At 72.3% G+C, this 17,740-nt stretch carries 20 protein-coding genes; 8 read left to right on the forward strand and 12 right to left on the reverse strand.

Features of this window, described 5'->3' with window-relative positions; translation table 11 throughout:
* Nucleotides 1-165: 165 nt before the first annotated feature.
* The 4 genes from H4687_RS08220 to H4687_RS08235 form a co-directional block, all read right to left on the reverse strand.
* The gene (locus H4687_RS08220; protein WP_046918161.1) at nt 166-933 is read right to left on the reverse strand and encodes an SDR family oxidoreductase; all 768 of its coding nucleotides are present in this window, start codon (nt 931-933) and stop codon (nt 166-168) included.
* Nucleotides 934-945: 12 nt separating this feature from the next.
* Nucleotides 946-1,707, reverse strand: coding sequence for a 3-oxoacyl-ACP reductase FabG (fabG, locus tag H4687_RS08225; protein WP_046918162.1), 762 nt, complete (start codon nt 1,705-1,707; stop codon nt 946-948).
* 171 nt (nt 1,708-1,878) lie between these two features.
* A complete protein-coding gene (locus H4687_RS08230; protein ID WP_046918163.1) occupies nt 1,879-2,289 on the reverse strand; it encodes a DUF3037 domain-containing protein in 411 nt (136 codons plus the stop codon).
* The gene (locus tag H4687_RS08235) at nt 2,286-3,041 is read right to left on the reverse strand and encodes a HipA family kinase (RefSeq protein ID WP_046918164.1); all 756 of its coding nucleotides are present in this window, start codon (nt 3,039-3,041) and stop codon (nt 2,286-2,288) included. Before H4687_RS08235 ends, H4687_RS08230 begins: the two co-directional genes overlap by 4 nt.
* Nucleotides 3,042-3,241: 200 nt before the next feature.
* Here H4687_RS08235 and H4687_RS08240 point away from each other — a divergent pair, with 200 nt between their 5' ends.
* Entirely contained in the window at nt 3,242-3,745 is a 504-nt protein-coding gene (locus tag H4687_RS08240; protein WP_046918165.1) for a Rieske (2Fe-2S) protein, read from the forward strand.
* Here H4687_RS08240 and H4687_RS08245 read toward each other — a convergent pair.
* Nucleotides 3,732-4,436: a cysteine hydrolase gene (locus tag H4687_RS08245; protein WP_046918166.1), complete on the reverse strand. Its 705-nt coding sequence runs from the start codon at nt 4,434-4,436 to the stop codon at nt 3,732-3,734. The two genes, H4687_RS08240 and H4687_RS08245, sit on opposite strands and share 14 nt — an antisense overlap.
* Nucleotides 4,437-4,544: 108 nt before the next feature.
* Here H4687_RS08245 and H4687_RS08250 point away from each other — a divergent pair, with 108 nt between their 5' ends.
* Nucleotides 4,545-5,006 (forward strand): pyridoxamine 5'-phosphate oxidase family protein, encoded by a 462-nt coding sequence (locus tag H4687_RS08250; protein WP_020114499.1) that lies wholly within the window; start codon nt 4,545-4,547, stop codon nt 5,004-5,006.
* 58 nt (nt 5,007-5,064) lie between these two features.
* Here the strand turns inward: H4687_RS08250 and H4687_RS08255 are convergent, their stop codons facing one another.
* Nucleotides 5,065-5,973: a LysR family transcriptional regulator gene (locus tag H4687_RS08255; RefSeq protein ID WP_046918167.1), complete on the reverse strand. Its 909-nt coding sequence runs from the start codon at nt 5,971-5,973 to the stop codon at nt 5,065-5,067.
* A 74-nt stretch (nt 5,974-6,047) separates the two neighbouring features.
* Here H4687_RS08255 and H4687_RS08260 point away from each other — a divergent pair, with 74 nt between their 5' ends.
* Nucleotides 6,048-6,977 carry a DMT family transporter gene (locus tag H4687_RS08260; protein ID WP_046918171.1) on the forward strand — a complete coding sequence of 310 codons (930 nt, stop codon included), beginning with the start codon at nt 6,048-6,050 and terminating at the stop codon, nt 6,975-6,977.
* A 15-nt stretch (nt 6,978-6,992) separates the two neighbouring features.
* On the opposite strand, the gene H4687_RS08265 is transcribed toward H4687_RS08260, so the two are convergent.
* Entirely contained in the window at nt 6,993-8,324 is a 1,332-nt protein-coding gene (locus H4687_RS08265) for an aminotransferase class I/II-fold pyridoxal phosphate-dependent enzyme (RefSeq protein WP_097250762.1), read from the reverse strand.
* A gap of 35 nt (nt 8,325-8,359) precedes the next feature.
* Between H4687_RS08265 and H4687_RS08270 the strand changes: the two genes are divergently transcribed.
* On the forward strand, nt 8,360-9,046 hold the full coding sequence (locus tag H4687_RS08270; RefSeq protein ID WP_046918169.1) for a pyridoxamine 5'-phosphate oxidase family protein: 687 nt from the start codon (nt 8,360-8,362) through the stop codon (nt 9,044-9,046).
* A gap of 356 nt (nt 9,047-9,402) precedes the next feature.
* Here H4687_RS08270 and H4687_RS08275 read toward each other — a convergent pair whose 3' ends face one another.
* Together H4687_RS08275 and H4687_RS08280 are read right to left on the reverse strand one after the other, a co-directional pair.
* Nucleotides 9,403-10,413 (reverse strand): EamA family transporter, encoded by a 1,011-nt coding sequence (locus H4687_RS08275; RefSeq protein ID WP_050398795.1) that lies wholly within the window; start codon nt 10,411-10,413, stop codon nt 9,403-9,405.
* Nucleotides 10,414-10,520: 107 nt separating this feature from the next.
* A complete protein-coding gene (locus H4687_RS08280) occupies nt 10,521-11,081 on the reverse strand; it encodes a Clp protease N-terminal domain-containing protein (protein ID WP_046917879.1) in 561 nt (186 codons plus the stop codon).
* A 314-nt stretch (nt 11,082-11,395) separates the two neighbouring features.
* Between H4687_RS08280 and H4687_RS08285 the strand changes: the two genes are divergently transcribed.
* Nucleotides 11,396-11,824 (forward strand): type II toxin-antitoxin system Rv0910 family toxin, encoded by a 429-nt coding sequence (locus H4687_RS08285; protein WP_046917878.1) that lies wholly within the window; start codon nt 11,396-11,398, stop codon nt 11,822-11,824.
* Nucleotides 11,825-12,000: 176 nt separating this feature from the next.
* Here H4687_RS08285 and H4687_RS08290 read toward each other — a convergent pair whose 3' ends face one another.
* Nucleotides 12,001-12,636, reverse strand: coding sequence for a PadR family transcriptional regulator (locus H4687_RS08290; RefSeq protein WP_078907373.1), 636 nt, complete (start codon nt 12,634-12,636; stop codon nt 12,001-12,003).
* A 110-nt stretch (nt 12,637-12,746) separates the two neighbouring features.
* On the opposite strand from H4687_RS08290, the gene H4687_RS08295 reads away from it, so the two are divergent.
* The 3 genes from H4687_RS08295 to H4687_RS08305 all read left to right on the forward strand — a co-directional run bounded on the left by H4687_RS08295 (nt 12,747) and on the right by H4687_RS08305 (nt 15,152).
* Nucleotides 12,747-13,397: an HAD family hydrolase gene (locus H4687_RS08295; protein ID WP_046914412.1), complete on the forward strand. Its 651-nt coding sequence runs from the start codon at nt 12,747-12,749 to the stop codon at nt 13,395-13,397.
* 29 nt (nt 13,398-13,426) lie between these two features.
* Nucleotides 13,427-14,206: an SDR family NAD(P)-dependent oxidoreductase gene (locus tag H4687_RS08300; RefSeq protein WP_046914411.1), complete on the forward strand. Its 780-nt coding sequence runs from the start codon at nt 13,427-13,429 to the stop codon at nt 14,204-14,206.
* A gap of 136 nt (nt 14,207-14,342) precedes the next feature.
* Entirely contained in the window at nt 14,343-15,152 is an 810-nt protein-coding gene (locus H4687_RS08305; protein WP_046914410.1) for a PhzF family phenazine biosynthesis protein, read from the forward strand.
* A gap of 82 nt (nt 15,153-15,234) precedes the next feature.
* On the opposite strand, the gene H4687_RS08310 is transcribed toward H4687_RS08305, so the two are convergent.
* Together H4687_RS08310 and H4687_RS08315 are read right to left on the reverse strand one after the other, a co-directional pair.
* The gene (locus tag H4687_RS08310) at nt 15,235-16,071 is read right to left on the reverse strand and encodes a CPBP family intramembrane glutamic endopeptidase (protein WP_225967281.1); all 837 of its coding nucleotides are present in this window, start codon (nt 16,069-16,071) and stop codon (nt 15,235-15,237) included.
* Between the two features lie 53 nt (nt 16,072-16,124).
* Nucleotides 16,125-17,639: a glutamate--cysteine ligase gene (locus H4687_RS08315; RefSeq protein WP_046915521.1), complete on the reverse strand. Its 1,515-nt coding sequence runs from the start codon at nt 17,637-17,639 to the stop codon at nt 16,125-16,127.
* Nucleotides 17,640-17,740: the final 101 nt, after the last annotated feature.

Genomic DNA, 17,740 nt, shown 5'->3' on the forward strand with positions numbered 1-17,740 from the left:
TACCAAGAGTGGGCGAACGATACCGCAGGCCCTGCGAGCGGCCACCGCTCGGTCGGCAAAGCCCTTGATCAGTCCGCTGTGACGGCGCTGTCGAGCCCCCGTGGGGGATGCGGACGGGCGCCGGAGACGTTCGGTGAAGCGTGCTCCGGCGCCCGCCGTACTCTGTCAGGCCATCCCGGCGTTGAGGAAGATGCCGCCGTCGACCACGAGGGTCTGGCCGGTGATCCAGTCGGACTGCTCAGAGGTGAGGAACGCGGCGGCGCCACCGATGTCGGAGGGCACGCCGAGCCGGGCCAGCGGGTAGGCCGCCGCCGCCTCGGCCTCCCGGCCCTCGTACAGGGCCTGGGCGAACTTGGTCTTCACCACGGCGGGCGCGATCGCGTTGACCCGCACCCTGGGCGCGTACTCGTGCGCCAGCTGGAGGGTCAGGTTGATCATGGCGGCCTTGCTGATGCCGTAGGCGCCGATGAACGGCGACGCGGAGACACCGGCGACGGAGGCGATGTTGACGATCGCGCCGCCGTTGTCCTTCTGCCAGGCGTGCCAGGTCCGCTGGGCGAAGCCGAGGGCCGAGACGACGTTGGTCTCGAACACCTTGCGGGCCACGTTCAGGTCGAGATCGGCGATCGGCCCGAAGACCGGGTTGGTGCCGGCGTTGTTGACCAGGAAGTCGACGCGGCCGAAGGCCTCCATCGTGCGTTCGACGGCGAGTGCCTGGTGGGCCTCGTCGTGGGCCTTGCCCGCCACACCGATGACGCGGTCGGCGCCGAGCTGCTCGACGGCCTTCTTGAGCGAGTCCTCGTCGCGGCCCGTGATGCAGACCCGGTCGCCGCGCGCGACGAGGGCCTCGGCGATGCCGTGGCCGATACCGCGGCTGGCGCCGGTGATGAGGGCGACCTTGCCCGAGGGCTCGGGGAGTTCCACCGAAGTCATGTTCCCGATCCCTTAGTTGAGCGGTCCGCCGGCCACGTACAGCACCTGGCCGGAGACGAATCCGGCGTCCTCGCCGGTGAAGTAGGCGATGGCGCCGGCGATGTCCTCGGGCCGGCCCACGCGCTGGACGGGGATCTGCGTGGCGGCCGCCGCCTGGAACTCCTCGAAGCCCATGCCCACCCGGGCGGCGGTGGCGGCGGTCATGTCGGTGACGATGAAGCCGGGCGCGACGGCGTTGGCGGTGACGCCGAACTTGCCGAGCTCGATGGCGAGGGTCTTGGTGAAGCCCTGCAGACCGGCCTTGGCGGCGGAGTAGTTGGCCTGGCCCCGGTTGCCCAGCGCGGACGACGAGGACAGGTTGACGATCCGGCCGAACTTGGCCTCGACCATGTACTTCTGCACGGCCTTGGCCATCAGGAAGGCGCCCCGCAGGTGCACGTTCATGACCGTGTCCCAGTCGGACGCGCCCATCTTGAACAGCAGGTTGTCGCGGAGCACGCCCGCGTTGTTCACCAGGATCGTCGGGGCGCCCAGCTCCTCGGCGATCCGGGTGACGGCGGCCTCGACCTGGGCCTCGTCGGAGACGTCGCAGCCGACCGCGAGCGCCTTGCCGCCGGCGGCGGTGATCTTCTCGACGGTGTCCTTGCACGCGGCCTCGTCGAGGTCGATCACCGCGACGGCACGGCCTTCGGCGGCCAGTCGTACGGCGGTCGCGGCACCGATGCCGCGCGCGCCACCGGTGACCACGGCGACACGCTGCTCAGTGGTGGACATTGCTGGTTCTCCTCGCCCTTGGGATGCGGCTCCTGCGGCGCCCCCTCTTGGTGAGCGACCGCTTAGTACCTTCAGCACACGTGACGCTAGAAGTCCTGGCACCCGGTGTCAACGTTCCCCCAGGTGTGATCCCTTACGTCGGCCCCCGCCGGGCTCCACGCGCACCGGCCGTCACCGCACCAGCAGGGCGAGCAGCCGCTCCGCCTCCGCCGCCGGATCGGCGGTGAGCCCAGTGTGCACCGGTCCCGCCCGGACCACCGTGGAACGGGGCGCGACGAGCCACCGGAACCTCCGTCCGGCGTCGTCCCGGGCGGCCTGCCCGGCCGTCTCTCCCCCGGCGCACACCTGCTCCACCGCGCGCAGCGCGGCGCGTACGCCCTCCACGTCCGCCCCCGGATCCAGGGCGAGGAGCTTGGTCTCGTCGAGATGCGTGCGGGCCGCCACGAGGGCCCGGGAGCGGCTGTACACGAGAACGCCCGCGTTGAAGCACTCCCCGCGCTCGATCCTGGGCACGACCCGCAGCAGCGCGTACTCGTAGACGTCCTGCCCGGTCGCCCCGGTGGCCAGGAAGCGGTCGCTCACTTGATCCCCTCGATGCGTTCGTGAATGTCGGCGGCGCGGGCGAGCAGCGGTTCCGCGTACGCCCGCCGGAGCGCGTCCGGCGTCTCGAAGCCGGGCTCGTCGGCCAGCCAGACGTCCGGGATCTCGGCGGTCACCTCGGCGAGCAGGTCCTCGGTGACCAGGGGCGCGAGGTCGGCGGCGGCCGCGGCGACATCGGGGGCGAAGCGCGCGAGGGCGTGGTCGGCGGCGTCGTACGGCTTGGCCGCGGAGGCACGGGCGCCCGGCCAGTGGTGGTGCCAGATCATGGTGGCGCCGTGGTCGATCAGCCACAGGTCGCCGTGGCGCGTCAGCAGGTTCGGATTGCGCCAGGAGCGGTCGACGTTGTTGATCAGCGCGTCGAACCAGACGACCCGCCCGGCCTCCTCGGGACCGACCTCGAAGGCGAGCGGGTCGAAGCCGATGGCGCGGGCCAGGAAGTCCATGCCCAGGTTGGTGCCGCCGCTGGACTTGATCAGCTCCTGCACCTGCTCGTCGGGCTCGCCGAGCCCCAGGACGGGGTCGAGGTCCAGGGTGACGAGGCCAGGCACGCGCAGACCGAGCCGCCGGGCCAGCTCACCGCAGACGACCTCCGCCACGAGCGTCTTGCGGCCCTGCCCCGCTCCGGTGAACTTCAGGACGTACGTGCCGCGGTCGTCGGCCTCGACCAGACCCGGCAGCGAACCGCCTTCCCGCAGCGGCGTGATGTACCGGGTCACGCTGACTTCCTTGAGCATCGCCCCAGGTTACCGGCGTACCGCTGACACCCGGAGTCACCCCGTCCGCCGCACCGCGGACCGACAGCTTCCGGACAGCTGTTTTTGACGCTCTCGTGATCCCGGACAGGTCAGGATGTGCACCCTGTCTGAACGTTCAAGCACGACCCCGCCGTATCCATGGGCGAAAGTGCAAAGCCATCTCGGAAGGAACCGCCTGCATGTCCAGCGAAACGATCAAACCCGCTTCGATCCCGGGCCGTCGTACCGTCATGGCGGCGGCCGGCGTGGCAGGACTCGCCGTCGCGCTGACCGCGTGCGGATCGGAGGACACCCCGTCGACCTCCACCTCCGACTCGCCCGGTGCCGGGGCGGGAGCCGGGGGCGACTCCACCGCCGACGCGAGCGGCGGCGCGGGCGGCAAAGGCGGCGCGGGCGGCACGGAGATCGCCAAGACCTCGGACATACCCGAGGGCGGTGGCAAGATCTTCGAGAGCGAGGGCGTCGTCGTCACCCAGCCGAAGGCGGGCACCTTCAAGGCGTTCTCCTCGGTGTGCACCCACTCGGGCTGTGCCGTGAAGACGATCGCCGACGGCGTGATCAACTGCCCCTGCCACAACAGCAACTTCTCGATCGAGGACGGCAGCGTCAAGAGCGGCCCGGCCCCGAAGCCGCTGCCGGCCAAGGAGGTCAGCGTCTCGGGCGATTCGATCACGCTGGCCTGACCTTCGTCAGGCACGCCGACACCTCGTCCGTGGTCGCGACCGTGGCGACCAGCGCGAGGGTGTGGCGGATCATCGCGGGGGTGTAGTCGGCAGGCACCCCCGCGATGGCGTCCCCGGGCACGACGACGCGGTAGCCGCGGTTCACCGCGTCGAACACCGCGTTCGGTACGGCCACGTTGGCCGAGACACCGGTGACGATCAGCGTGCGGCACCCCAGGTTGCGCAGCAGCGCGTCCACGTCGGTGCCCGCCAGCGGGGACAGCCCGTGCAGCCGCCGTACGACCAGATCCTCCTCGGCGACCTCGACGGGCGGCGCGACGCGTACGGCATCGGTGCCCGCCAACTGCCGTACGGGCAGCCGCTGCGCCGCGCGGAACAGGCGGGCGTTGTGGTTGGCACCCCGCCCGTCCGGCCGGCGCTCGGCGACGGCGTGCATGACCTGCACCCCGCTCAGGTGGGCCGCGTCGACCAGCCTGGCCACATTGGCCAGCGCCCCCGACGAGCGTGCCTCGTCGGCGAGTTCGGGCAGCGCGCTGTCGGGTCCGACGACACCGCGCTGGCACTCGACGGTGAGCAGGACGGTGGTCGAGGGATCGAGCAGCCCTTCCAGTTCCCGCTGCCTCTTCGACCCACTCGCGTTCGACCCACGCGCGTCACTCGTTTCACTCGCCTCACTCGCGTACGACGGCATGACGTCCCCCTTGTCGCAGGCGATCGGGCGGGCGAGCGTAACGCCCCTTGCACATGGACGGAAGACGTCCGATCCTCTTCTGACGTCACGTCAGCGGAGGGGATGTCGATGACCGCCACGCAGCGCCGGGGCCGGAAGATCATGATGGAGCCCGCCGAACTGGACGAGTTCCTCGGCGCGCAGCGCACCTGCCGGGTCGCGACGGTCTCGTCCGACGGCGCCCCGCACATCAGCCCGCTCTGGTACGTCTGGGACGGCACGTCGCTGTGGCTCTACTCGATCACCCGCAGCAGACGGTGGTCCGCGCTGCGCCGTGATCCGCGCGTCGCCGTCGTGGTCGACGCGGGCGAGGAGTACGGCGAACTGCGCGGCGCCGAGCTGTCCGGCACCGTCGAGTTCGTCGGCGAGGCACCGCGCACGGGCGAGCCGGTCCCCGAACTCGTCGAGGTGGAGCGGCGGTTCGCCCGCAAGAACTTCGGCATCGACGAGATGCCGCACGACGGCCGGCACGCCTGGCTGCGCCTGACACCGGACGCGATCGCGTCCTGGGACTTCCGCAAACTGGGGTAGCCGCTGATCTCCGCCGCGCCCGCGCCGCCCGCTCCGCGCCCGCCGGAGCGGCAATACGTCAGGTCGAGCCGCGGGCCGCCCCCGCCGCCCGCAGCGCCTCGACCGCCGCCCTGATCGACGGCCGCCGGTCGGCGTCCGCGCGCCACACCGCGTAGACGCTGCGGTGGACCCGGGGGCGCACCGGCACCGTCCGCATGCCGGCCGGCATCGGGTCGCGGCCGAGCCGGGGCGCGATACAGACACCCAACCCGGCGGCGACCAGGGCGAGTTGGGTGTGGTGCTCACCGGCCCGGTGGGCGATCTGGGGCTCGATGCCGTTGGCGCGCAGCGTGTAGAGCAGCCATTCGTGGCAGAACTCGCCCTCGGGCCAGGCGACCCACGGCTCCTCCGCCAGCTCCCGCAGGTCGATCTCGTCCCGCCCGGCGAGCGGGTGGTCCTCGGGCAGCGCCACCTCCACCGGATCGTCGAGGATCGCGGCCCGGGCGAGCCCCTCGGGCACCGGCAGCGGCTTGTTGTACCAGTCGAGGACGACGGCCAGGTCGGCGTCGCCCCGGATCACCGCACTGATGGCGAGTTCGGGTTCCGTCTCCCGCGAGCGCACTCGCAGCGCCGGATGGTCCTCCCGCAGCGCGCGGAAGACGGCCGGGAACAGCCCCCGGACGGCCGTGGGGAACGCGGCCATCCGCAGTTCGCCGACGACCTGGCCGCGCTGCGCCTCCAGGTCCGACTGCGCCAGCTCGACCTGCGACAGGATGCGCGCGGCATGCTCGGCGAGCAGCCGCCCCGCGTCGGTGAGGCGCACGCCCCGCCCGTTCTTGGCGAGGAGCCGCTGTCCGACCTCCCGCTCCAGCTTGGCCATCTGCTGGGAGACGGCCGAGGTCGTCACATGCAGCCCCTCGGCCGCCCCGCTCACCGAACCGTGCCGGGCGAGCGCGTCGAGGGTGCGCAGGCGCTCCAGATTCAACATATAAGAGATGCTACGAGATTCAGCTCATGAATTCTCGCTTGTGCTACAAGATTGTCGGCAGCATCGTTGAGGGCATGACCACCGCCGCGCCCACCCGAACGCCCGCCGCCCTCTCCGCACGCACCCACGCCGCCCTCGACTGGCGCCTGCGCTTCGCCTTCCTCTCCCTCGTCTGGGGCTTCAGCTTTCTCCTGATCAAGGTGGGCACGCAGGCGTACGCGCCGTTCCAGGTGACGTTCGGGCGGCTGCTGTTCGGCACGCTGGTGCTCGCGGCGGCGATGGCCGTGAAGCGGGAGCGGCTGCCGCGCGGCGTCCGCACCTGGGGGCATCTCACCGTGGCGGCCCTGCTCCTCAACGCGCTGCCGTTCTCCCTCTTCGCCTACGCGGAGCTGACCATCCCCTCCACCCTGGCGGGCATCTGCAACGCGACCTCGCCGCTGTGGGGCATGGCGCTCTCGCTGGTCGCGCTCTCGGAGGACCGCCCGACCCGGGTGCGGGTCGCCGGTCTCGGCCTCGGCTTCCTCGGCGTGCTCACCGTGCTCGGCGCCTGGCAGGGCTTCAGCGGCCTGGACGCCAGGGGCACCACGATGGCCCTGCTGGCCTCCCTCAGCTATCCGATCGGCTGGATCTACGTCCGCCGCACCCTGGCCGGCACCAGCACGTCGCACCTGTCCCTCACCGGCGCCCAACTCCTGCTGGCCACCGCCCAACTGGCCTTCGTCACCCCGCTGTTCACGACCCTGCCGAGCCGTTTCCCGGTCCTCCCCCTGCTGGCGGTCGTCGCGCTGGGCGCCCTCGGCACGGGCGTCGCCATGCTCCTGCAGTACGGCCTCGTCTCCGAGGTCGGCCCGACGACCGCCCAGATGGTCACCTACTTCATCCCGGTCATCGCCACGGCCGCCGGGGTGGCGATCCTCGGCGAGTCCCTGGCCTGGTCGACCCCGGTCGGCGCGGCGATCGTCCTGGCGGGAGCGGCCCTGACACAGGTGAGGCCGCGCACCTGAACCTGCGCGGCGCCCTCACACGTATCCGCCGCCGGAGCCCGGCCCGACCGCCGAGGCCACCGCCTCCGCCACCCTCCCGATCTCCTGCTCGGTGAGGGTGGAGACCGTGATCCGGATCCCCTGCGGGGCGTTCATCCGGAAGCGGGCGCCGGGCGCGACCGCCCACCCGGCGTGGAGCAGCCGGGCGACCGCGCCGGTCTCGTCCGGGACCCGGACCCAGACGTTCATCCCGCTGACCCCGTGCGCCTCGATCCCGCGCAGGGCGAGGGCGCCGATCAGCGCGTCCCGCCGCCTCCCGTACGCCGCCGCCACGGCCGTGGCGTCCACCGCGCCGCCGGACCACAGCCGTACGACGGCGCGCTGCACCAGACGGCTCACCCAGCCCGGCCCCAGCCGTTGCCGGCCCCGGACCCGGTCGACCGTGACGGCGTCACCGGTGAGCACCGCGAGCCGCAGGTCGGGGCCGTACGCCTTGGCGACCGACCGCACGAAGGCCCAGCTGCGGGTGGTCCCGGCCAGTGGATGGAGGGCCTGGTCGACGATCCGGTGACCGTGGTCGTCCTCGATGAGCAGGGTCTCGGGATGCTCCCCGAGCACGGACCGCAGGGCACGCGCGCGTGCGGCGCTCACGGCCGCGCCGGTGGGGTTCTGCGCCCGGTCGGTGACGATCAGGGCCCTCGCCCCGGCCTCCAGCGCCGCGCGGACGTCGTCGGGGAGCGGCCCCTCGTCGTCGACGCCGACCGGCACGACCCGCAGTCCGAGCGCCGGCACGAGGTCGAGCACGCTGCCCCACCCGGGGTCCTCGACGGCGACGGCGTCCCCGGGCCTGAGATGGGCGGCCAGGATGCGTTCGATGGCGTCGAGCGAACCGGAGGTGACGGTGACCGGCCCGTCCGGCACCCCGTCGGCGTCCAGTTCGGCGCGCGCGATCCGCGCCAGCTCGGGCTCCACCGACCCCGACCCGTACAGCACCGGCTCTCGGTCGCCCTGCTCGGCGGCCGCCGCGAACGCCTCGGCCAGACGCGGCAGCAAGGTGGTGTCGGGATTGCCGTCGGCGAGGTCACGCACGCCCTCCGGTACCTCCACCCGGATGTACTCGCGCCCCGTCGTCGCCGGCCGGGGCCGCACGCGGCTCCCTCGCCGCCCGGCGGTCTCGATGACCCCCCGCTCACGCAGCGTGCGGTAGGCGGCGGCGACGGTGTTCGGGTTCACCCCGAGTCGTTCCGCCAACTCACGCATGGGCGGCAGCAGTTGGCCGGGCATCAGCTCGCCCGCCCCGACCGCCCGCTCGACGCTCGCCGCGATATCCGCCGCGCGCCGCCCAGTGACCATGTATTCTCCTAGCACAAACCAAACTATGCACTAGTGCAATGGAGAGCGCAATGACGGGGACATCACAGCCGACGACATCGCCGGCCGCCGCCTACGACGTCACCGACCGCACCGTCCCCACCCGGGGCGCGCAGAAGGCGTCGTACGACAAGGACCTGGTGCACGCGATACTCGACGAGGGGTACGTCTGCCATCTCGGCTTCGTCCGCGACGGCGCCCCGGTGGTACTGCCCACGCTGTACGGCCGGGTCGGCGAGACGCTCTACGTGCACGGTTCGACGGGTTCACGCCCGCTGCGGATGACGGGCCAGGCCGACCCGGGTCTCCCGGTGTGCCTGACGGTGACGCACGTGGACGGGCTGGTCCTGGCCCGTTCCGCCTTCCACCACTCGATCAACTACCGCTCGGTCGTGGTGCACGGCACCGCCCACCAGGTCACCGACCCGCAGGAGCGGCGGATCGCCCTGGACGCGCTCGTCGACCACGTCGTACCGGGCCGCTCGCGGGACTCCCGGCCCGCCAACGCGAAGGAGTTCGCGGCCACCGCCGTGATCCGCCTCGACCTGAACGAGGTCTCGGCCAAGACCCGCACCGGCGGCGTCAACGAGGAGCCCGAGGACCTCACCCTCCCCCACTGGGCCGGCGTCGTCCCCCTCCGCAAGGGCTACGACACCCCGATCCCGGACGCCGACCTGCTGCCCGACACCGAACTCCCGGCCTACCTCAAGACCCTCTAGCCCACGCCGCAGGACCCGGGCCCCTCAACGGCGAGGAGCCCACCCGGCCTCCACCCCGGCACGCGCCCCTCCGGGGCGCGGGGAACTGCGCGACGCCCCCAGACGCAGACGCCCGACCCCGGCCAAAAGCTCGGGGTCAGCCCTGACCACCATCCCCGACAAGCGCCCTCCAGGGGCGCGGGGAACTCCGCGACCAGCCCCTCACAACCCGCACACGCAGCCCCCTCCCCCGACCGAAACGCGGGCTCACCCCTCCCCACCGGCCCGCCACGAACACCCTCAGAGGCGCGGGGAACTGCGCGAACACCCCCCACAACCCGCACCCGACAGCCGACCCGAGTCCCCGACGCGCCACATCACCGGCCACCCCCCACCGACAGCTCAGCCTCGACCCCCGCCTCACCGGAGACCTCCGACCGCCCCGGCGCCCCCTCCCCCACCGCAGACCGCTGCGCGACGAACGCCCCGGCCAGCACCACCACGCCGCCCACGATCTGCGGCGCCCACAGATGCTCACCCAGGAGCACCCACGCGAGCACGGTCGCCACCACCGCCTCCAGGCACCCCAGAACCCCGGCCACCTGCGGCGACAGCCGGCGCACGGCCACCACCCCGGTCACATAGGCGACCACCGTGGCGATCAGCACCACCCACCCGAGCAGCAGCCACGCCGGTACGGCCGTGCCGTCCATCCACGCGTCGCCCCCGAGCACCGCCCACTCCATCCCCCACGGCCGTGCCACCACCGTGAGCACGGCCGCGCCCACCAGCAGCCCGTAGGCGATCACCCCGAGCGGATCCGGCGCTTCCGCCCCCGCGTCGCCGCCCTGGTCGGACATCACGAAGTACCCGGCCTGACAGCAGGCGGCCCCGAGCGCGAGCAGCAGGCCCAGAGGGTCGAAGCTCAGCCCCGACCAGATCTCGACGACACAGGCGAGGCCGCCGACCGCGAGGACGACACCGACCGCGGCGGCCCGCGTCACGGGCCGGCGCTGCACGAGCCGCACCCACCCGAGGACGATGGCCGGCCCGAGGTACTCCACGAGGAGCGCGACGCCGACGGGGATACGGGAGATCGAGGCGAAGTAGAAGGCCTGCACACCGGCCACGGCGAACAGCCCGAAACCGACGAGCAGCGCGGGCCGCCGACGCACCAGATCCCGATGGCGCACCGCCCACGGAAGCATCACCAGCGCGGCGCCGACGACCCGCAGCCACACCACGTGCAGCGGGTCGAGCCCCGCCTCGATGAGCGGCTTGGCCGCCGTGCCCGATCCACCGAAGGCGAGCGCGGACCCCAGCGCGAGCACCAGCCCGACGCCGCGCACGCGTTGCCCCTGACTCCGCTGAGACGTATGCACCGGCACATGATGTCAGCCGGCGACAGGAGCGTCATCCCCAATGACACCTGTCTCACCGGCTGGACGACGGCCGGGCCCACCTCGACGGCGGGCCCACCCCACGGCGTCACGCCTCAACAACCCCCGTCCCCGCTCACCACCCGCCCCTCGACACGGCCTTCGCCCACTTCGGCGAGCCGCCGCGCCACCACGTCCCGGTCGACTCCGACCTTGGCGAGCACCTCCACGGCCCGCGAACCGGTCGCCGCGACGAGCACCGCGAGCAGATCGACGCTGCGGGCCGCCCCCGCGCCCCGCAGCACGGCACGGTCGTACGCCTGCGTCATCGCCCGGGCCGCCACGGGTGACCACCCGGGCCTGCCCGGCACCCCCGCGACGACGCCGGTGTCCTCTACACCGATCTGCCAGCGCAGCCCGTACCCGATGCTGCGCTGCACGAGGTAGCCGAGCAGCCGGGCGACCTGCGGACCGTCGAAGACAGCGCGGACCTCCGGGTCGGACTCCACGAGGGAGTGCAGCAGATGAGCGGTGTCGATCTGCCGGTCGTCGTCGCGAAGGGCCCGTCTGCGCGCACCGGCGACCACCGAGGCCAGCTCATCCGTGAGCCCGCCCTCGGTCTCCAGGTGGTCCGGACCATGGTCGGCGGCCGACTGCCGGGGAATACGGGGTAGCACGCCTCCCACCCCATCAGTCCCGGCGCCTCCGGGTCATCCACGAAAGGAAGCATCTTCGCCTCCGGCACAGGTTGCGTAGGGAGGAGCCGTTTCTCCTCCCTACGGATGAGATCCGCCCGCACCACCTCAGGGGCGCGCGCGGCCTCGGCCCGCGCCCGGTACGCCACCGCGTCGCACCGGCACCCGCCCCTCACCGCAGGGAGGCGGGTGCCGGCCGGTGGCACTCCGATTCCTGACGGTTCATCAGTATTGAATGTTCCGGGCCCCGAGGCTACGTTCCGCGACACCACCGTCCGAGACGAAGGGGTTGTCGCATGGCCGATGTCAGCGCGGAGGCACGCATCGAGGCGCCAGCCGAGCAGGTCTGGGCCCGGCTCGTCGACTGGTCCGCGTACGGCGAGTGGAACACCACCCACACCGGCTTCCCCAAGGGCGGCCCGCAGACCCTCGCGGTGGGCGGCACCTTCCAGGAGAACCTGAAGCTCATGGGCTTCCCGGCAGAGGTCGAGTGGACCATCGCCGAACTGGAACCCGCCCGCACCCTGGCCATCCGCGGCAAGGGCCCCATGGCCGTGGACCTCGCCACCCGCTACACCCTCACCCCCGACGGCGACGCCACCACGGTCCGCATCGACGGCGAGTTCACCGGCGCCGCCGTCTCCCTGATGGCGGGCAAGCTCAGGGACTCCGCCACGGCCGCGCTCGACGAATCCCTGCGCAAGCTGGGCGCCCTCGTGAGCTGACCCCGCGCCCGCCCCTCACCACCCCCGCCCCCACACACCCCCACCCCCCCACTGGGCCCACCCCACCCACCTCGGGCCCACGCGTCCACACATCCACCCACCCCAAGCACACGAAAGCGCCCCGCGAAGATCTCTCTCCACGGGGCGCTCCCGCACCGGTCACCCGCGCACTGCCGTCAGTCCTCGTCGGCGAGGATCAGATACAGCTTCTTGCGGGCTTCGTTGATCACCGTCAGCGCCTTGTCGCGCTGGTCCTTGTCGCCGGTCTTCCAGACCTGGCCGAACGCCTCCATCAGACCGAAGCCGGCCTGCCGGATCTCGCTCAGCGCCTCCCAGTCGACCCCGCGCGAGGCCTCTTCCCAAGGAGCCTCGGGCCCCTCGTCGGCCGCGGTGCGACCGGCCTCGGTGAGCGAGAACAGCTTCTTGCCGCCCTCGGTCGCACTGGCGATCAGCCCCTCGTCCTCCAGCAGCTGGAGGGTGGGGTACACCGAGCCGGGGCTGGGCTTCCACGCCCCGCCACTGCGCTCGGCGATCTCCTGGATCATCTCGTAGCCGTGCATGGGCCTGTCCTTGAGGAGGGCCAGGATCGACGCGCGTACGTCGCCCCGCCGTGCCCTCCCCCGGGGTCCGCCCCGGCCGCGCCCACCCCAGGGGCCCCCACCGAAGGGTCCGAACGGTCCGGGGCCACCATGGCCCGGCCCGAAGGGCCCGAAGGCGGCGCGCAGCGCCTCGGCGTCACCTCGGCCGCGGGGGTGCTCCCCGCCACGTCCATGTCCACGCTCGAATCCGAAGTCCTGTCCACGGGAACGCATCACCATCACTCCATTCCATCGTTGATCTGTCGCGATGCCTCAACGATATATCGGGACCTGTCGCCTGACAACCCCCGTTTCGAGAAGGTCTCCGTGATCTACTGCCGCGCATGCCTTTGTTGCTGCTCGACCTGGACAACACCCTGATCGACCGCGACGCGGCCTTCCGCGCCGCCGCGGCCGCCTTCCTCTCCGCCCACGGCCTGCCCGACACCGACCTGCCCTGGGTGGCGGCCGTCGACGCCGGCGGCTACACCCCTCGCCCGGAGGTGGCCTCCGCCCTCACCGACCGCTACGCGGGCGCGGTGCCGCCCGACGCCGTCAGCACCCTGCTCGACACCGGCGCCGCCGACCGCGTGGTCCTGACGCCCGCCACCCGCGAGGCGCTCGACGCAGCGCGGGCCGACGGCTGGACCTGCGTGATCGTCACCAACGGCCGGACCGCCCAGCAGGAGACGAAGATCCGCCGCACCGGCCTCGACCGTCTCGTGCGGGGCTGGGTCGTCTCCGAAGCCGTCGGCCGCAAGAAGCCCGAGCCGGAGATCTTCCACGCCGCTGCCGCCACCGCCGGGCTCCCGCTGTCCGGCGCCTGGGTCATCGGCGACGCGCCCCACGCCGACATCGCGGGCGCCGACGCCCTCGGCCTGCGCAGCGTCTGGGTGGCGCACGGCCGGGCCTGGAACGAGGGCGCCTACCGGCCCACCCACATCGCGGCCGGCATCGTCTCCGCGATCCACCACGTCATGAGCACCAGGGACTGATCCGCCGACCGGTCCTCTAGGGTGCGGAAATGATCTCCGACAGCTATCTCTCCGCACTGTTCTCGCTGGACGGCAGGGTCGCCGTGGTGACGGGCGGCAGTTCCGGCATCGGCAAGGCCATCAGTACGGCTCTCGCCCGGGCCGGCGCGAGCGTGGTGATCGTCGCGCGCAAGGAGGCCGAGCTGCGGGCCACGGCCGGCGAGCTGACGGCGGACGGCTGCCGGGCGGCCTGGGTGAGCGGCGACCTGAGCATCCGGGCCGGTGTGCGCGCGGCGGCCGAGCGGGCGGTCGAGGCGTTCGGGGAGCCCGACATCCTCGTCAACAGCGCCGGCGTCAACCTACGGCCGCCACTGAGCGAACTGGGCGAGGACGTGTGGGACACCACCATGGCCCTGAACCTGGACGCGCCCTTCCTGCTGGGCCAGCGCTTCGGCCCCGGCATGGCCGCGCGGGGCTACGGCCGCATCCTCCACATCACTTCCCAGCAGGCGCACCGGGCGTTCGTGCGCAGCGGCGCCTACGGCGTCTCCAAGGGTGCGCTGGAGTCGCTGGCCCGCTCACAGGCCGAGGAGTGGTCGCCCCACGGCGTCACCTGCAACACCCTGGTCCCCGGTTTCGTCCCGACCCCGCTCAACACCCGGCTGTCGTCCGACCCGGAGCAGGTGGCCGCCCTCGCCGCACGCACCCTGGCCGGGCGCAACGGCCTGGCCGACGACTTCGCCGGTGCCGCCGTCTTCCTGGCCGGCCGCTCCGCCGGCTACATCACCGGCCAGTCGATCTTCGTCGACGGCGGTTTCTCGGTCCACTAGCGCGAGCGCGCCACCACCCTGCGGGCCGCATCGACGTCCCTGCCCCCGGAAATGCGCCCGAACGACCCTCGAAAACGAGTCCACCACCCCTGAATTGGCCTTGGCCCGCCGCTCCACCGACCTCTAGCGTCGTCCCATGCGCATTCGTATCGTGGACGCCTTCACCGACCGCCCCTTCTCCGGCAACCCCGCAGGAGTCCTCCTCCTCGACGCCTTCCCGGACGAGATCTGGCTGCAGAACGTGGCCAGAGAGGTCAACCACGCCGAGACCGCGTTCGCCCACCGCCTCCCGGCGGGCGGCGAGGCCGACTGGGCGCTGCGCTGGTTCACGCCGGTCGCCGAGGTGGCGTTGTGCGGCCACGCCACCCTGGCCACGGCACACGTCCTGAGCAGCACGAACACCCACCAGGGTCCGGTACGGTTCGCCACTCGCAGCGGCGTTCTCACGGCCACACCCCGGCCGGACGGCTCGCTCACCCTCGACTTCCCGACCGCGCCCCTCACCCCGGTGGCCGTCCCGGACGGCGTCGCCGAGGCGCTGGGCGCCGAACCGCTGAGCGCCGTCGACACCGGCCCGAACGTGGGCGACCTCCTGGTGGAGCTGGCCGACGAGAAGACTGTCCTGGGTCTCGCCCCCGACCTCCGGTCCCTCGGCCGCTACTCCGAGCGCGGCATCATCGCCACGGCCCCTGCCGCCGACCCGGCGGCCGGCCACGACTACGTCTCGCGCTGCTTCTTCCCCAACCTCGGCATCGACGAGGACCCGGTCACCGGCAGCGCCCACACCGCGCTCGCCCCCTTCTGGTCCGCACGCCTGGGCAGCCCGGACCTCACCGGCCTGCAGGCCTCTCCCCGCTCCGGCCGGGTCCGCACCGAACTCCGCGGCGACCGCACCCTGCTCTCCGGCCGCGCGGTCACGGTCGTCGACGGCGAACTCCTCGCCTGACGAGCCCCGATCCGCCGACCGCACGGCCCGCCCCGCACGCCCCGCCCCGACGGCCCGACGGCCCGCCCCGCACGGCCACCCTTCACGCGGTCGGCAGCCAGCCCACCTTCCCCGCCAGCAGCGCGTACCCGACGAACGCCCCGATGTCGAGCAGCGAGTGGGCCACCACGAGCGGCCCCACGCGCCCCCACCGCCGGTACAGGTGGACGAAGACCACGCCCATCACCATGTTGCCGACGAACCCGCCGATGCCCTGGTAGAGGTGGTACGACCCGCGCAGCACCGAGCTGGCGGCGAGCGCGCTCCCCGGCGACCAGCCCAGCTGCTGGAGCCGGCGCAGCAGATACCCGACCACGATGACCTCTTCGAGGACGGCGTTCTGGATCGCGGAGAGGATCAGCACGGGGTACTTCCACCACACCTCGGGCAGCGCCTCCGGCACCACCGTGAGGTTGAACCCGAGGCCGCGGGCCGCCAGGTAGAAGGCGATGCCCGTGCTGCCGATCACCGCGGCGACGGCCGCGCCCCGGCCGAGGTCGGGCCACGGCTTCGTACGGTCGAACCCGAGGGTGCGCAGTCCCGCGCCCTCGCGCAGCAGGAAGTGCGCGACCAGGGCGACGGGCACCAGGGCGGTGGTGATGCCGAAGAGCTGCCACGCGAGGTCGAGCCAGGGCCGGCCCGGTGCGGCCGAGGCGTTCATGGTGGCCGCCTGGTCCTTCAGCCCGCCCGGCCTGGTGACCGATCCGATGAAGCTGATCAGCGCGGACACCCCGCTCGCGCCGAGCGAGACCCCGAGCACGAGCAGTGTCTCGTCCCGAAGAATCCGCCGGCCCGGCCGCTCCCCCGGCACCGCGCCCTCCGCCGCCTCCGCCTGCCCCTGCACCGCGCCTCCAGTTGTCCGGCCCCGCCGAGGGTCCATCATCACCCGCGGCGGTCCGGGACTTTCCGGCGGCTGCCCTCGAAGGCGGCTCCTCAGCCCAGCGGCACCGGCTCCGGCAGCCCGACCGGCCAGCTGTGGACGGGCTCCCCGGAGTGCATCAGCTCGCCGTACCGCCGCGTGGTGGCGGCCAGCGCCGCATCCCGTCCGAGCCCCTTGGCCAGCGCCCGGTGGAACGTTTCCACCTGCCAGGACGCGCCGTTGACCCGCCGTCGGCAGCGCTCCTCGATCACACCGAGATAGAAGTCCCGGTCGACCGGCTCGACCCCCCACGCGTCCAGCCCCACCTCGGCGAGCGGCAACAGCTCGTCCCGTACGAGGTTCACGGCGTCCACCGGCCCCACTCCGCCGTAGCGCCCGCGCGGCCACTGCAGCCGTGCGTCGATGCCGTGCCGGCACGCCTCGTCGAAGTTGGCGGCGGCCGCCTCGAACGGCAGCCGCGTCCACACGGGCCGTGACTCCTCGGCGAGCGCGCGGACGACCCCGTAGTAGAAGGCCGCGTTGGCGATCACGTCCGTGATGGTCGGCCCGGCGGGCAGCACGCGGTTCTCGACCCGCAGGTGCGGGACCCCGTCGGCGATGCCGTAGACGGGGCGGTTCCAGCGGTAGATCGTGCCGTTGTGCAGGGTGAGTTCGGCGAGGGAGGGAATGCCGCCCGCGTCGAGGACACCGATCGGATCCTCGTCGTCGCAGATGGGCAGCAGGGCCGGGAAGAAGCGCAGGTTCTCCTCGAAGAGTTCGTACGCCGAGGAGATCCACCGCTCACCGAACCAGGTGCGTGGCCGTACGCCCTGGGCCTGGAGTTCGGGCGGGCGGGTGTCGGTGGACTGCTGGAACAGGGGCGGCCGCGACTCCCGCCACAGCTCGTGCCCGAACAGGAACGGCGAGTTGGCCCCGATGGCGACCTGCGCGGCGGCGACCGCCTGGGCGGCGTTCCACACGTCGGCGAACCGGCCCGGGGTCACCTGCAGGTGCAGCTGCACGGAGGTGCAGGCGGCTTCCGGCGCGATGGACTTCGAGGTGCAGACGAGCCGCTCCACCCCGTCGATGTCCAGGGTGAAGTCCTCACCGCGGGCGGCGACGATCTGGTCGTTCAGCAGGGTGTAGCGGTCGCCCGCGGAGAGGTTCGAGGAAACCAGGTCGTCACGGCCCAGCGTGGGCAGAATGCCGATCATCACGATCCCCGCACCCACCTCGATCGCTTTGCGGTCGGCGTAGGCGAGGGACGTGCGCAGCTCCTCGGAAAGCTGGTCGAATACCCTGCCGTCCAGCCGATGTGGAGCTATGTTGACTTCCAGATTGAACATGGCGAGTTCTGTTTGGAAATCTCGACTCGCAATCCGTTCGAGTACTTGCGCATTCATCATTCTCGGCTGACCGTCGCCGTCGACCAGGTTCAGCTCGATCTCCACACCCATGAGGTTCCTGGGGCGGTCGAACCGCTTCTCCTCCAACAGCCGCGCCAGCCCCGTCAGACACTGCCGGAGCTTGTCGCGGTACTGCTGGCGATCGGAGAGGCCAAACGACCCCGCCACGACCTTCTCCCCCATCGAAGTGTCCCTCCTCGGATGGGCAGGCCGATGCCTCGGCCACTGGTGTCCCGGGTCCACGGTTCATGATGCCCAGGCAGAGCCAGCGGTAACGTCCCGAG

The sequence above is a fragment of the Streptomyces stelliscabiei genome, assembly GCF_014873495.1.
GTDB classification, from domain to species: Bacteria; Actinomycetota; Actinomycetes; order Streptomycetales; family Streptomycetaceae; genus Streptomyces; species Streptomyces bottropensis.

Excerpts from the sequence above, each read along its gene's own strand:
- H4687_RS08290 (WP_078907373.1), bottom strand. The coding sequence starts at position 12,636 with ATGCGTTCCCGTGGACAGGACTTCGGATTCGAGCGTGGACATGGACGT.
- H4687_RS08300 (WP_046914411.1), top strand. The coding sequence starts at position 13,427 with ATGATCTCCGACAGCTATCTCTCCGCACTGTTCTCGCTGGACGGCAGG.
- H4687_RS08315 (WP_046915521.1), bottom strand. The coding sequence starts at position 17,639 with ATGGGGGAGAAGGTCGTGGCGGGGTCGTTTGGCCTCTCCGATCGCCAG.
- H4687_RS08270 (WP_046918169.1), top strand. The coding sequence starts at position 8,360 with ATGACGGGGACATCACAGCCGACGACATCGCCGGCCGCCGCCTACGAC.
- H4687_RS08235 (WP_046918164.1), bottom strand. The coding sequence starts at position 3,041 with ATGCTCAAGGAAGTCAGCGTGACCCGGTACATCACGCCGCTGCGGGAA.
- H4687_RS08245 (WP_046918166.1), bottom strand. The coding sequence starts at position 4,436 with ATGCCGTCGTACGCGAGTGAGGCGAGTGAAACGAGTGACGCGCGTGGG.
- H4687_RS08260 (WP_046918171.1), top strand. The coding sequence starts at position 6,048 with ATGACCACCGCCGCGCCCACCCGAACGCCCGCCGCCCTCTCCGCACGC.
- H4687_RS08250 (WP_020114499.1), top strand. The coding sequence starts at position 4,545 with ATGACCGCCACGCAGCGCCGGGGCCGGAAGATCATGATGGAGCCCGCC.
- fabG (WP_046918162.1), bottom strand. The coding sequence starts at position 1,707 with ATGTCCACCACTGAGCAGCGTGTCGCCGTGGTCACCGGTGGCGCGCGC.
- H4687_RS08305 (WP_046914410.1), top strand. The coding sequence starts at position 14,343 with ATGCGCATTCGTATCGTGGACGCCTTCACCGACCGCCCCTTCTCCGGC.
- H4687_RS08285 (WP_046917878.1), top strand. The coding sequence starts at position 11,396 with ATGGCCGATGTCAGCGCGGAGGCACGCATCGAGGCGCCAGCCGAGCAG.
- H4687_RS08255 (WP_046918167.1), bottom strand. The coding sequence starts at position 5,973 with ATGTTGAATCTGGAGCGCCTGCGCACCCTCGACGCGCTCGCCCGGCAC.
- H4687_RS08310 (WP_225967281.1), bottom strand. The coding sequence starts at position 16,071 with ATGGACCCTCGGCGGGGCCGGACAACTGGAGGCGCGGTGCAGGGGCAG.
- H4687_RS08220 (WP_046918161.1), bottom strand. The coding sequence starts at position 933 with ATGACTTCGGTGGAACTCCCCGAGCCCTCGGGCAAGGTCGCCCTCATC.
- H4687_RS08295 (WP_046914412.1), top strand. The coding sequence starts at position 12,747 with ATGCCTTTGTTGCTGCTCGACCTGGACAACACCCTGATCGACCGCGAC.
- H4687_RS08240 (WP_046918165.1), top strand. The coding sequence starts at position 3,242 with ATGTCCAGCGAAACGATCAAACCCGCTTCGATCCCGGGCCGTCGTACC.